The following is a 13,713-nucleotide window of genomic DNA, read 5'->3' on the forward strand; positions in this document are numbered from 1 at the left end:
ATCGGAGGGGCGCATGCGCAAACTATGGATCGCACTTGTCGTCGGCTTGATTGGTGCCGGCGGCGCCGCTTTCGCCGCGCGACAATTCCGTCAACCAGCGACAACGCAGCTGAGCGCCATCCAGCAACCGGTGCCGGTCGTTGCGGCAACGGTGCTCAGCCACGACGTGCCGATCTACCTGCGTGGCGTAGGTACGGTGATCGCCCACAACAACGTAATCATACGCAGCCAGATCACCGGACAGCTCGTCAAGATTAGCTTCAAGCAGGGCCAGACCGTCAAGAAAGGCGACGTACTCGCCGAGATCGACCCACGCCCGTACCAGGCACAGCTTGATCAGGCGATCGCAAATCGCGACCGCGATCAGGCACAGGTCGTCAATGCCCAAGCCAACCTGAACCGATACGAACCGCTTGCTCAAAAAGGCTGGGCAAGTACCCAGCTGGTCGATACCACAAAGGCTCAGTTGGCCCAGCTCGAGGCGATGGTGAAGTCGGATGAGGGAGTTATTGCGCAGGCAAACACGAACCTCAGCTACACGCAATTGATTTCGCCGATCGATGGCGTGACCGGCATTCGCCAAGTCGACAACGGAAACATCATCCATCCAACTGACGCAAATGGCCTCGTCGATGTCACGCAAATCCAGCCGATCTCGCTGATCTTCTCGCTCCCGCAGACGGATTTCGTAGAAATCCAGCGCCAGATGACGAACCGGCCGCTCAAGGTGCTTGCCTACAGCCAGGACGACAGTACTGAACTCGATGAAGGCAAACTTGACCTAATCGACAACCAAATCGTCCAGACGACCGGGACGATAAGGCTGCGGGCGGAATTTCCGAACGCCAAGCGCTTGCTCTGGCCAGGCGAACTTGTCAACGCACGGCTGCTTCTCGAAACCCGCCACAACGGGCTGACAATCCCGGCCTTCGCAATCCAGCAGGGACTGCAGGGCTCCTTTGTCTGGGTCATCGGACCCGACGATTCCGTGGCAACGCGTTCCGTCAAGGTTGCCTCGATCAGCGATGGCGACGCGCTGATCGATTCGGGCCTTCAGGCCAACGAGAGGGTCGTGGTTGACGGTCAATATCGTCTTCAGGCCGGTACACATGTGACGGAGCTGGTCGGAGCGGCTGCGCAAGGAGCCAATCTGCAGAGCTCCGTCGAGCAGGAAATCCCATGAACATTTCCGCACCATTCATTCAGCGGCCAATCGCGACCGCGCTGCTCATGATAGCCCTCCTGCTCAGTGGGCTTGTCACCTACCGACTGCTTCCTGTCGCTTCTCTGCCGAACGTCAATTTTCCGACGATTCAGGTACAGGCACAGCTGTCGGGCGCCGATCCGCAAACCATGGCGTCCTCCGTCGCAACGCCGCTTGAGCAGCAATTCTCGCAGATTCCCGGAGTGATCCAGCTCACCTCCGCAAGCGTGCTCGGGGCCACCCAACTTACTGTGCAATTTGACCTTAGCCGCGACATAGACAGCGCAGCTACCGACGTTCTTGCGGCGATCAATGCCGCAAGTCCGTATCTGCCCCAAGGCATTCCCTACCCGCCGACGATCCGGAAAGTAAACCCCGCGGACACGCCGATCCTGGTGCTTGGCCTGACATCCGAAACCTTGCCGCTGACGACCGTCGATGCCTACGCCGAGAACATTCTATTGCCGAAGATTTCGCAAATCGCAGGCGTGGGCATCGTAGGCATCGGCGGCCAGCAGAAACCCGCCATCCGTGTTCAAGTGGATCCCCAGGCGCTCGCCAATCGCGGCATCGGCCTGGAAGACGTCCGTAACGTCCTTACGCAAGCAAATGTCGATCAGCCAAAAGGCACGCTGACCGGTCCGCGGCAAAGCTTTACGCTCGGCACCAACGATCAGCTACTCAAGCCCGACGCCTACAAGGATCTCATCGTCGCCTACCGGAACGGCTCGCCGGTATTTATACGTGACATCGGCAACGTCATTGAGGCAGCAGAGAACAATCTGGTTGCCGGCTGGTTCAACAAGAAGCGCGCGATCATCCTGTCTGTTCAACGTCAGCCCGGCGCCAACGTCATCGCGACGGTCGACCGCATCAAATCGCTGTTGCCGCAGCTGCAGGCATCGCTCCCGCCCGCAATCAAGGTGAACGTCATCTCTGATCGGACGCAGACGATCCGTGCGTCGGTTGCCGACGTGCAATTAACGCTGCTGCTGACGGTTGCGCTGGTCGTAATGGTGATCTTCGCATTCCTGCGCAATTTCTGGGCAACCATCATCCCGGCCGTCACCGTGCCGCTCTCGCTGATTGGCACCTTCGCGGTGCTCTATGAAATGGGCTACAGTCTCGACAACCTGTCCCTGATGGCGCTTTCGATCGCGATTGGCTTCGTGGTGGATGACGCCGTCGTCGAAATCGAGAACATCACACGCCATATCGAGGAGGGTCTCTCGCCGTACGACGCGGCGATGAAAGGGTCCGGCGAGATCGGCTTCACTGTGATGGCGATCACGTTCTCGCTCATCGCCGTGTTCATTCCGCTGTTCCTGATGGGCGGCTATGTCGGATTGCTGTTCCGCGAGTTCGCGATGACGGTAAGCGTTTCTCTCGTTATCTCGCTGGTGATCTCGCGGACGCTCACGCCGATGATGTGCGCATACCTCCTCAAGCCGGCGAGCCATGAGCACGGCTGGCTTTACAGATTATCCGAACGCGGCTTCGATGGCCTGCTCTCAGTGTATGAGCGCGGACTAAAGGTAGCGCTGCGGCATCGCCTCATCACGCTGATGACGCTGTTTTTCGCCATTGGCCTCACCGGCTATCTCTATACGGTGATTCCAAAGGGCTTTTTTCCGCAGCAGGATACCGGCATGATCGCGGGGATTGCGGAAGCTGCACAGGACATCTCTTATCCGGCAATGGTTGAGCGCATGCAAGCTGTGATCGACACCGTTCTGAAGGATCCCGCCATCGCCTCTGTCGGCGCCCAGATCGGAGGCACCACCACTCTCAACCAGGGACGGATGTTTATTGCACTCAAGCCTCAGGACCAGCGCAAGGCAAACGCGAACCAGGTGATCGCCCGACTCCGCACCAAGCTTGCGGCCGTGCAGGGCATCACCCTGTACATGCAGGCCGCACAGGACATCACCGTGGGCGCGCGACTGTCCAAGACGCAGTATCAGTATACTTTGACCGATGCCGATTCCAACGAGCTCAATCACTGGTCAGCCATTTTCCTGGAAAAACTCAGGAACATTCCCGGAATTATAGACGTAACCACCGACCAGCAGAACGCTGGACCACGCTTGAACGCGACCGTCAACCGTCGGGTAGCGTCGAGCTTCGGCATCTTGCCCGCGAGCGTGGATAGCACGCTGGATGACGCCTTCGGTCAACGCATCGTCTCCACGATGTTCACCGCGCTTAACCAGTACCATGTTGTGTTGGAGGTACTCCCGCGCTTCCGAGCCAGCCCCACTGCGCTTCAGCAGATCTATCTCAACTCTTCTAGCGGGCAGCAGGTCCCGCTGAGCACGCTTACCAACAGCACGATCACCGCAGCGCCGATCGTGATCAATCATCAGGGGATGTTTCCATCGACCACCATCTCGTTCAACCTGAAGCCTGGCGTGGCGCTCGGAGACGCGGTGGCTGCCATTCAGAAGTTCGAGCAGCAGAGTGGCAAGCCAGCTTCGCTAACCACCACATTCCAAGGCAACGCGAACGCATTCCAGGCGGCCCTGGGTGGAGAGCTGGTTCTGGTGCTGGCGGCGTTGGTGGTGATCTACATCATCCTGGGTGTGCTATATGAAAGCCTTGTTCATCCGATCACAATCCTCTCCACGCTGCCATCGGCCGGCATCGGAGCACTACTTTTGCTAATGGCCGTCCATATGGACCTGAGCGTGATCGCCATCATCGGCATCATTTTGCTGATCGGCATCGTCAAGAAGAATGGCATCATGCTGGTTGACTTCGCGCTCGAGGTCGAGCGCAACGAAGGCGCGAGTTCAGAAGAATCCATCTTCCGGGCCTGCGTGCTCCGCTTCAGGCCGATCCTGATGACGACGATGGCAGCAATCCTGGGCGGCGTACCATTGATGCTCGGCACCGGCGCCGGATCCGAGATACGACAGCCGCTCGGCTATACGATCGTTGGCGGCCTCATTCTTTCTCAAGTCCTGACGCTGTTCACGACGCCAGTCGTGTACCTCTACCTTGATCGGTTGCAGCAGTTCATCGCCAGCAGGCGCAGCCGCGAGCCGCAGGCTGCTCCGACCGTTCACACGACGTGATTGGCAGAGTGCTATGAGCCCCTGCTGCGCCTTGCAATGAGCCGAGGCGGAGAACGTCGATGATTGTGATGGCGCAAGAGTATCTGGCCAACATTAAAGGCAAATTTAATCTGCCAAATTCCTATTTAGTGGCACCTCCCCTGCGCTCGTTCCTACAGTCCATTTGCCGGGCTGAAACTATCGGAGCAAAGTATGCAGGAGAGCAGCATAGCTATGGCGCCCAATGAGTTTGAAATCAACGGAATAGCGCGCAGCAATTCGAACGGATACACCGCGGCGATCAGGCGATACGACCTGCTTGAGGAAGAGCAAGAGCAACAGCTTGCACGTCGCTGGCAGGATCTGGGCGATCGCGCGGCAGCGGACGCTCTCGTCACCAGTCACCTGCGGCTCGCGGCAAGCGTGGCACGGCGCTACAGGCGATATGGTCTTCCCCTCGCGGATATCATCTCTGAAGCAAACCTCGGTTTGGTTCTTGCCGCGCAGCGTTTCAAGCCTGAGCGCGGCTCGCGGTTTTCGACCTATGCACTCTGGTGGATAAAAGCCAGCATACACGACTACATTCTGCGCTCCTGGTCGCTGGTCAAGATTGGAACAACAGCTGCACAGAAGAAGCTGTTCTTCCGTCTCCGAACGGAAATGAACAAGCTTGCGAGCGGGACAACCGAACTGTCTACGCAGGCAGCTGAAGTCATTGCTCGGCGGTTGACAGTCGACGCCACTGAGGTAATCGAGATGGACCGTCGCCTGCGCGGCGACCTGTCGTTGAACTCGCCTGTCAATGACGGCGAGGGTAGCGCCGAATGGCAGGATCTTCTGGTTGATCATTCGTCGAACGCGGAGTTGATCCTGGCGCAGCATGACGAAGGCGCCCGGCAAGCTGGCGCGCTTCAGGCAGCGCTCGATCTCCTGACCAAGCGCGAACGACGGATATTGGAGGCGCGGCGCCTGACGGAGACTCCTCCGACCCTCGAGGAGCTTGCGCGGGAGCTGTCGATTTCCAGCGAGCGTGTGCGCCAAATCGAGACCAGTGCCTTTACCAAGGTCAGGAGCGCAGCCAGGAAATGCTTGAAAGGGGAGAACCCGTTGAAAGGGGAGAACCCGGCACCGCGCTATCGCCCGCGGCCCGCCCTGCGAGTTGCGGAGGGAGTGCTCGCATGTTCGCGATAACTCCACTGCAGCTTGCGCGCATCCAGTTCGGATTCACGGTGTCTTTCCACATCATCTTCCCGGCGATCACCATCGGGCTTGCGAGCTATCTCGTTGTTCTCGAGGCGCTATGGTTATGGCGGAAGGACGAGGTGTACCGCACGCTCTATCATTTCTGGTCTAGAATCTTCGCGGTGAACTTCGCGATGGGCGTGGTTTCCGGCCTCGTCATGGCCTACGAGTTTGGTACGAACTGGAGCCATTTTTCGGCTGCAGCCGGCAGCATTACCGGTCCGCTGCTCGCCTATGAAGTGCTCACCGCCTTCTTTCTGGAAGCCGGATTTCTCGGCGTCATGTTGTTTGGCTGGAACAAGGTGGGACCCGGCCTGCATTTCTTCGCAAGTCTCATGGTGGCGATCGGCACGCTCATCTCGGCGACCTGGATTCTTGCATCGAACAGCTGGATGCAGACGCCTCAGGGCTTTGAGATCGTCAACGGCCGGTTCGTGCCTGTCGATTGGCTGAAAATCATTTTCAATCCGTCGTTTCCCTTCCGGCTCGCCCACATGACGACGGCCGCTTATCTCGCCACCGCCCTCTTCGTCGGCGCGGCCGGCGCATGGCACGTGTTGCATGGCCGCACGAGCCGGGCTACCCGCACCATGCTGTCGATGGCGATGTGGATGGTGCTGATCGTGGCGCCCCTTCAGATCGTGCTTGGCGATGCGCACGGGCTCAACACGCTGAAATACCAGCCTGCCAAGATCGCAGCGTTGGAAGGTCATTGGGAGAATACCCCCGGCCAGAGCGTTCCACTTACCCTGTTCGGGTTGCCGGACATGAAGGCCGAGACGACCCGCTACGCCGTACAGGTACCCTTTCTCGGAAGTCTCATTCTTACCCATAGCCTGCATGGGCAGGTCCCGGGCTTGAAACAGTTCGCACCGGATGATCGTCCCAATTCGACGATCGTGTTCTGGACCTTCCGCGTTATGGTCGGACTCGGTCTGCTGATGGTCCTGCTCGGCGTCTGGAGCCTGGGGCTGCGCTGGCGCGGGCGCCTGTTCAAGTCGCGCCTGTTTCTGCAATTTGCCTTGCTCATGGGACCGACAGGGTTGATTGCGATTCTTGCCGGCTGGATGACGACGGAAATCGGGCGCCAGCCCTGGGTCGTCTACGGACTGCTGCGCACGAAAGATGCCGTTTCGAATCATTCCTTCCTGGCCCTTTCGATAACTTTGATCGTCTTTGTCGTCATGTATTTCGCCGTATTCGGCGCTGGCATCAGCTACATGCTGAAGCTGGTCGCTAAGGGGCCTGACGAAACGGAAGCCGGAGGTGCACGGCACCGGAGCGGACAGTCGCTGCGTCCGGCACGGCCCCTCTCGGCGGCTCCCGACGATGTCGATCTTGCGATCGAACCCCCACAACAGAAATAGGTCTAGCGAGATGGGCATCGATCTTCCCCTTCTTTGGGCACTGATTATCGGCTTTGGCCTGATGATGTATGTCGTGATGGACGGATTCGATCTGGGTATCGGCATTCTCTTTCCGTTCATTCCTGATCACGAGCATCGCGACGTGATGGTCAATACGGTGGCGCCAGTCTGGGACGGCAACGAGACGTGGCTGGTTCTGGGCGGCGCGGCGATGATGGCGGCCTTCCCGCTCGCCTATTCGGTTATCCTGAGTGCCCTCTACCTGCCGCTGATGTTCATGCTCGCCGGTCTGATCTGGCGTGGAGTCGGATTCGAATTTCGTTTCAAGGCAGACGCATCCCATCGGCCGTTCTGGGACAGGGCTTTCGCCTTTGGCTCGTACGTCGCCACCTTCTGTCAAGGCGTTGCGCTGGGCGCCTTCATCAACGGCATTGCCGTCACGGACGGCTCCTATGCCGGCGGCACGTTCGATTGGGTTACACCATTCAGCCTTTTCACCGGGTTTGGCCTCTTGGTGGCCTACGCGCTGCTTGGCTCGACCTGGCTGATTATGAAAACCGAAGGCGCGTTGCAGCGTCGCATGAAGGTTTTCGCCAGAACCGCAACGCTCGGCCTGTTGCTCACGATAGCCATCGTCAGCCTCTGGACGCCGCTCTCGCATCCTGATGTGGCTGCGCGATGGTTCAAGCTGCCGAATTTCCTGTTCTTCTCACCCGTTCCGCTCCTTGTGTTGCTTGCAGCGTGGGCGATCTTCCATACGCTGAAACGCGACACTCATGCTACGCCCTTCCTGCTGGCACTGCTGCTGCTCTTTCTCGGCTACAGCGGGCTCGCGATCAGTCTGTGGCCGCATATCATCCCGCCGGCGATTTCCATCTGGGACGCTGCATCGCCGCCCCAAAGCATGGGTTTCGCCCTGCTGGGTGCGCTGTTCGTTATCCCCTTCATCCTCGGATACACTGCTTGGGCCTATTACGTGTTCCGCGGCAAGGTGAGGATCGGCGAGGGCTATCACTGATGGAGCGGCGAACTTCCTTGCCAACCTGGCCGTGGCGGATCGGCTGGCTAGTCCTGATCTGGACAGCGAGTGTCGTGAGCTTGGCGATCTTCGCTCTTGCGTTTCGGATGTTGATGAACCTTGCCGGGCTCACGGTATGAGCGCTTTCGCTGGAAGGTCCGGTCCAGATGCAAAAAGAACCGACGAACGACACCCCGGCCGCCTTCGTCGGAACAGGTGGCCGCCTTCAATCGGAATGCATGGTCGCGTTCAATCGGAATCCCTGGCCGCAATCCCCGGAATCCGCAAGCTGGTAGAATCGCCCGGCATCTTGTTCCATTTGCCGTGCTTGTTGCCTTACGGCTTCAATTCCCTGCAAACGAACCTGCCAAAGCTTCTTTCGCTGCACGAAGCCTCGAACATCCTGCCGTCTCACGAGCGGTATGTGATTTCCGAATTTCGATGAATACAAATCGATGAGTGAGCGGCGATGTTCGTCCTCTTCGGTAGCCATATCCGAGAAAACGCGGGCTGTGTCGGGGTGTTCTTCGCGCAGCCCTTCCGCGAAATCGGCATAAGTCCGGCCGTCCTCTTCCTCGCTGCTGATCGCGAGCGCCAGAATCTCTTGTTCCGTCAATTCTTCGAACGATTTCATGCTTTGACCCTGTTTAGAACTGTTCTAAATAGGGTCGTGAGCCAAGGAAACTAAAGTGAAAACCCCTTCTTTAGAAGAGCGTCCAAAACGATGAATTGCATGGCAGCGAAGACCAACAAACAGCGGATGAGCTGGTTCAGCCTTATTGCCTGTGGGTTTGCCGCGTTGGCATTCACTAGACCGGCTACCGCAGTCGATGAGATCCAGGTCTACAACGCCGGCATCGCAGCACCTGGCCAACTCACTATCCAGCAACATTTGAATTACGTTGCTCTGGGCTTGAAGCAGCCTCCCTTTCCCGGAGGACTGGTCTCCAATGGCAGCATCAACGGCACGCCGGAGTTCGCCTACGGCCTCACGGATTGGTGGGAAGTTGGTCTCTATCTGCCATTCGCTATCCAGGAAACCGCCAGTTCCTATCGGATTCAGTCAAACTGCGAACCTTGTTCGTTTCCCCGCATGCAGATCAGCGAGATTTCTTTTATGGTGTGAACTTCGAACTCAGCAACACCACACCGAAGTTCGCTCAAACGAGGTTCGGTCTGGAAATCAGGCCGATCGTTGGCGTACGTAACGCCGATTGGGAATTCATCGTCAATCCAATCGTCGATATCGGCTTTGGCAAATACGGCCAAGCAGATTTCGCGCCCGCGGTGCGGCTCGCTCGAAAGCTCGACAAGGATTTGTTTGTCGGTCTGGAATATTACGCCGATTTTGGCGAGATCGGGCGTTTTGGCAAGATATCCGATCAGCAACATGCGGTATTCGCGGTAACCGATTTCAAGCTCGGCGTGTTCGATATCAATTTAGGCGTTGGATATGGATTGACGCCATCTTCTGACCGCTTCGTCGTGAAAACCATTTTCGGATATGCGTTCCCGGCGCCGGGCGGAAGTCCTGACGCCAGCGAGCGGGCGCCGACCGGACCTGTCAACCCGATGTCTCGATCTGCCGGCCGGCTCGCGTCTTACTAATTATTGAATTGGCTCCTACACTTCGAGCAAGAGGCTTATGGACGATCGGTTGCACTACGGCTCACCCGCGAAAGTTTTTCACTGGCTTGTCGTGGCGCTTCTGGCAATTCAATTTCCGATCGGCTGGTTCATGCCGGACGTTCACTCAGGTCCACCCGGCAGAGCAATGACGCTCCATATTTCGTTCGGCTTGACCATCCTCGCGTTGATTTTGTTGCGGCTTGTCTGGCGTATAACCCATCCTGTGGCGCCGGAGAGTTCTCTACCGCCGTGGCAGCGTGTTTCCTCCGAAGCCGTCCATTGGCTTCTGTATGGATTGGTTCTGGCTACAACGTTCACAGGCTGGCTGTTCGCATCGTTCCGGGGCTGGTCGATCTCTTATTTCAATCTCGTTCCATTGCCGATGCTGGCGACAAAAAACACGGACGCGATCCATCGGATCGACGGCTGGCATCAAATTGCGGAGTGGGCACTGCTGATCGCCATCGGTATTCATGTGGCCGCAGCCTTGGTCCATATTTTCATTTACCGTGACCGCATCATGCAGCGAATGCTGCCAGGTCGTCGGTGACTTGCGAATGTCTCTTGATGGCCCATCGCTTCCGTTCATGCGGTGCAACTTCACGTCGGTTGATAGGAGCAGACCGGAAATTTGCGGCTAAGCGCCAAACGACGCTTTTGACTCGCTGCAGGAGTTCATTTACAGGCCGCTTAAGAGTCGATCGCGCGGTCGTCGGACCCCAGATCGGTGCTATTTCCGGACGATTCCCGCTTGATCCTGCGATATCCTCACGCCAGATTCCGCTCCGGCCGAGGATTGAATGCAGCAAATCGAAGAGTGGCTCGAGAATCTGGGCATGTCTGCTTATGCCCAGCGCTTTCTCGAAAATCGTGTCGATATCTCCGTCCTAGGAGATCTCAGCGACCAGGACCTCCGGGAACTGGGAATTGTCCTCGGCGATCGCAAGAAGATCTTGCGTGCGATCCGCGAGATGCACGGCTCCGATACCATTGCATTCTCCGCCCCGTCGGCGGAAGCGGCCCCCGGTGTTGCCGAACGGCGCCAATTGACGGTCATGTTCTGCGATCTCGTCGGCTCGACTGCCGTATCGACGCAGCTCGATCCGGAAGACTTGCGGAAGATCATCGGAGCGTACCACCGGACCTGCGCAGCCGTCGTCGAACAGAACGGGGGTTTCGTCGCGAAATATATGGGCGACGGCGTGCTGGTATATTTCGGCTATCCGCGGGCCCATGAGCACGATGCCGAGCACGCCGTGCAGGCAGCGCTTGGGCTCGTTGCCGCGGTCGGAAAGCTCGATACAGCGGCCCCTTGCCGGTTGGAGGTGCGTGTCGGGATCGCAACGGGACTGGTCGTTGTCGGAGACATCGTCGGCTCTGGAGAGGCGCAGGAACGCGGTGTTGTCGGCGAAACGCCGAATCTGGCGGCCCGTCTGCAGGCCGTTGCTGGGCCCGGAATGGTCGTGATTGCGGACACAACGCGACGGCTGGTCGGCGATCTATTCCTGCTGACGAGTCTTGGGGCACAACAGCTCAAGGGTCTCGCAGGACCAGTTGAGGCTTGGGCAGTCCAAGGCATCAACGCCATCGATGGCCGTTTCGAAGCCCTGCATCGTCGCGGATTGGGGGCCCTCGTCGGACGCGAGCGCGAATGCGCCGTGCTGGCGCAGAGCTGGTCCAAGGTTCGAACGAACGACGGGCAAGTCGTCCTCATTGCCGGCGAGGCGGGCATCGGCAAATCCCGTCTCGTGGCTGCCATTCTTGAGCAGGTCGCCGCGGATGCGCCGACGCAGCTGCGCTACTACTGCTCTCCGCAGCATACCAATTCGGCGCTTTATCCGATCGTCAAGCAGATCGAGCGGCGCGCGAATTTTACGCGCGACGACGACCAGAAGGCACGCCTAGACAAACTTGACACGGTGCTCGGCCGTTCATCGGCGCCTGCCTCACACAGGGCAGCGCTTGCCGACCTGCTCCAACTCGCCAATGACGGCCGCTATCCCACCGACGGCCTGACGCCGGCGCAGCGCCGCCAACGAATGCTCGAAGCGATCGTGATGGATATCCAGAGCCAGGCGCGCTCCAATCCGGTTCTCATGATATTCGAGGACCTGCATTGGATCGATCCGACCAGTCTCGAACTGCTTGGCCAGCTCATTGAGGCGATTGCCGCCCTTCCCGTGCTACTGGTTGCGACGTTCCGGACCGAGTTTGCATCGACCTGGGCCGCTCGGCCTCATATCAGTGCGATGACGATCGCGCGGCTTGGTGCGCGGGAGACCGAAGCTCTTCTCGATGAAGTGATCGGAAAGCAACCCCTTCCGGCCGACATCCGCAAGGAGATCATCGATCGCGCCGATGGAATACCCTTGTTTGTCCAGGAGATGACCAAGGCCGTGCTGGAAGCAGGCACCGGAACGCGGATCGTTGGAGCGATCCCTGCGGCTGCGAGCTCGGTGCCGGCCACCCTTCACGCATCCCTGATGGCGCGGTTGGACCGGCTTGGTCCTGCCAAGGATGTTGCGCAGATAGCGGCCACGATCGGTCGCGAATTCAGCCATGCGCTGCTCGCCGCCATCGTGCCACTGACGGAATCCGAGCTGAGCCATGCGCTCGAACGGCTCGTCGGTGCGGGGTTGCTGTTTCGCCAGGGCGACCCACAGGATGCGAACTATGTCTTCAATCACGCGCTGGTCCAGGAGGCTGCCTATGGCACGCTCCTGCGTGAGAAGCGTCGCGCGCTCCACGCTGCGCTCGCCGAGACCATTGAAATCGATTTCGTCGACATCGCCGAAGGCCAGCCGGAAGTGCTGGCCCGGCACTACACCGAGGCCGGCCTGCTCGAGAAGGCGGCAGGCCTGTGGAGCAAGGCTGGAAGACGCTCGTTGTCCCGATCGGCGCTGGTCGAAGCGGCCGAACAGCTCGCGCGGGCCCTCAACCTGATCGCCACGTCACCCGAGACCGCCTTGTTGCGGCGTGAGCGCATCACGTTGCAGATCGAGCTCGCCAACGCCCTCATCCACACCAAAGGCCATGCTGCCCCCGAGACAAGGGCGGCCTTCGATCAGGCACGCGCGTTCATCCAGCATGCGGAGAAGCTCGGGGATACGACGGACGATCCTCTTCTGCTCTTTTCGGTGCTCTATGGCTTCTGGGTAGCAAGCCGTATGTCGTTCCAAGCCGATGTGACGCGGGAGCTGGCCGCCCAATTCCAGGCCCTCGCCGCGCAACGGCAGGCAAGAGCACCAATAATGATCGGGCACCTCTTGATGGGAATTTCCCTTGTGCTCGCCGGGGATTTGACCGCCGGCTCAGCTGAGCTCGACCGCGCCGTGGCGCTATACCATCACCCCGAGCACCGCCCGCTGGCGATACGGTTTGGTCATGATGTTCTCGTCTCTGCATTGGCGTGGCGCGCTTTTTCGCAGTGGGCGCTGGGTCGCACCGACGCCGCGACGGCCGATGTGGAGCGTGCTGTCCGCGAAGCGCGCGAGTTCGGACACGCCGCTACGCTGATGTATGCGCTCGCCCATGTGTCGCTCACGCTGATCTACATGGCCAAGCTCGACGCCGCTGCCGAATTCGCCCGCGAGCTCATGCAGCTCGCGGGCGAAAAGGGATCACGCTTCTGGAACGCCTATGGAACGCTGTTGCGTGGCCGGGTGCTCGCGCGCGAGGGGCAGAGCCGCGCTGCCGCCGACATGATCGAGGCTGGGATCTCGGCGATGCGATCCACCGGTGCGACGGCCTATGCGCCGTGGTATCTCGGCACGTTGGGTGCGACCTACGCTCGGATCGGACGGCTTGACGATGCGCAGCGCTGGTGTGAACAGTCGTTGCTGAGTATCCGCGAAAGTGGCGAATGCTGGCAGGAAGCGGAAGCATGCCGCATCGCCGGAGAGGTGGCGCTGGCGTTCGACCCGCCAAACGTCCAGCAAGCGCGAGTTCATTTCGAGCGGTCACTTGTCGTTGCGAAACAGCAAAGGGCGAAATCCTTCGAATTGAGGGCGACCGAAAGCTTGGCCATACTTTCCAGACGAGAAGGAAGCACGCGCTGAGCACCCTTGCGCCGACGTCAGCAGTTGGCCCATCGCTTCTGTTGACGCGGTGTAGCCACATGCCGGTTTATAGGGGCAAACCGGAAGTTTGCAGCCGAGCGCCAAAGCGACGCGTTTGACCCTGAGCGGACGTGAGACC

Annotated in this window: 11 protein-coding genes; 10 read left to right on the forward strand and 1 reads right to left on the reverse strand. The window is 59.2% G+C overall.

Annotation, left to right across the window (positions count from 1 at the left end):
- Window positions 1–13 precede the first annotated feature (13 nt).
- The 6 genes from ABIB06_RS10240 to ABIB06_RS10265 all read left to right on the forward strand — a co-directional run bounded on the left by ABIB06_RS10240 (window position 14) and on the right by ABIB06_RS10265 (window position 8,027).
- Window positions 14–1,183: an efflux RND transporter periplasmic adaptor subunit gene (locus tag ABIB06_RS10240; RefSeq protein ID WP_354049474.1), complete on the forward strand. Its 1,170-nt coding sequence runs from the start codon at window positions 14–16 to the stop codon at window positions 1,181–1,183.
- Window positions 1,180–4,281, forward strand: coding sequence for an efflux RND transporter permease subunit (locus ABIB06_RS10245; RefSeq protein WP_354049475.1), 3,102 nt, complete (start codon window positions 1,180–1,182; stop codon window positions 4,279–4,281). The genes ABIB06_RS10240 and ABIB06_RS10245 overlap by 4 nt, the downstream gene beginning before the upstream one ends.
- Before the next feature lie 213 nt (window positions 4,282–4,494).
- Window positions 4,495–5,451 carry an RNA polymerase sigma factor RpoH gene (gene rpoH / locus ABIB06_RS10250; protein WP_354049523.1) on the forward strand — a complete coding sequence of 319 codons (957 nt, stop codon included), beginning with the start codon at window positions 4,495–4,497 and terminating at the stop codon, window positions 5,449–5,451.
- Complete coding sequence (locus ABIB06_RS10255) at window positions 5,439–6,869, forward strand: cytochrome ubiquinol oxidase subunit I (protein ID WP_354049524.1); 1,431 nt, start codon at window positions 5,439–5,441, stop codon at window positions 6,867–6,869. The genes rpoH and ABIB06_RS10255 overlap by 13 nt, the downstream gene beginning before the upstream one ends.
- 10 nt (window positions 6,870–6,879) lie before the next feature.
- Window positions 6,880–7,887 carry a cytochrome d ubiquinol oxidase subunit II gene (gene cydB, locus ABIB06_RS10260; RefSeq protein ID WP_354049476.1) on the forward strand — a complete coding sequence of 336 codons (1,008 nt, stop codon included), beginning with the start codon at window positions 6,880–6,882 and terminating at the stop codon, window positions 7,885–7,887.
- Window positions 7,887–8,027, forward strand: a complete 141-nt coding sequence (locus ABIB06_RS10265; RefSeq protein ID WP_354049477.1) for a DUF2474 domain-containing protein — start codon at window positions 7,887–7,889, stop codon at window positions 8,025–8,027. The genes cydB and ABIB06_RS10265 overlap by 1 nt, the downstream gene beginning before the upstream one ends.
- 86 nt (window positions 8,028–8,113) lie before the next feature.
- Here ABIB06_RS10265 and ABIB06_RS10270 read toward each other — a convergent pair whose 3' ends face one another.
- Window positions 8,114–8,521 carry a ferritin-like domain-containing protein gene (locus ABIB06_RS10270; RefSeq protein ID WP_354049478.1) on the reverse strand — a complete coding sequence of 136 codons (408 nt, stop codon included), beginning with the start codon at window positions 8,519–8,521 and terminating at the stop codon, window positions 8,114–8,116.
- A gap of 99 nt (window positions 8,522–8,620) precedes the next feature.
- Here ABIB06_RS10270 and ABIB06_RS10275 point away from each other — a divergent pair, with 99 nt between their 5' ends.
- The 4 genes from ABIB06_RS10275 (at window position 8,621) to ABIB06_RS10290 (ending at window position 13,574) form a co-directional block, all read left to right on the forward strand.
- Window positions 8,621–9,013: a hypothetical protein gene (locus tag ABIB06_RS10275; RefSeq protein ID WP_354049479.1), complete on the forward strand. Its 393-nt coding sequence runs from the start codon at window positions 8,621–8,623 to the stop codon at window positions 9,011–9,013.
- Entirely contained in the window at window positions 9,010–9,495 is a 486-nt protein-coding gene (locus ABIB06_RS10280; protein ID WP_354069052.1) for a hypothetical protein, read from the forward strand. Before ABIB06_RS10275 ends, ABIB06_RS10280 begins: the two co-directional genes overlap by 4 nt.
- 37 nt (window positions 9,496–9,532) lie before the next feature.
- Window positions 9,533–10,066, forward strand: coding sequence for a cytochrome b (locus tag ABIB06_RS10285; protein WP_354069050.1), 534 nt, complete (start codon window positions 9,533–9,535; stop codon window positions 10,064–10,066).
- Window positions 10,067–10,316: 250 nt separating this feature from the next.
- A complete protein-coding gene (locus ABIB06_RS10290) occupies window positions 10,317–13,574 on the forward strand; it encodes an AAA family ATPase (protein ID WP_354049482.1) in 3,258 nt (1,085 codons plus the stop codon).
- The last annotated feature ends 139 nt before the right edge of the window (window positions 13,575–13,713 follow it).

It is taken from the genome of Bradyrhizobium sp. LB8.2, from assembly GCF_040548035.1.
In the GTDB taxonomy this organism is placed as follows: Bacteria; Pseudomonadota; Alphaproteobacteria; order Rhizobiales; family Xanthobacteraceae; genus Bradyrhizobium.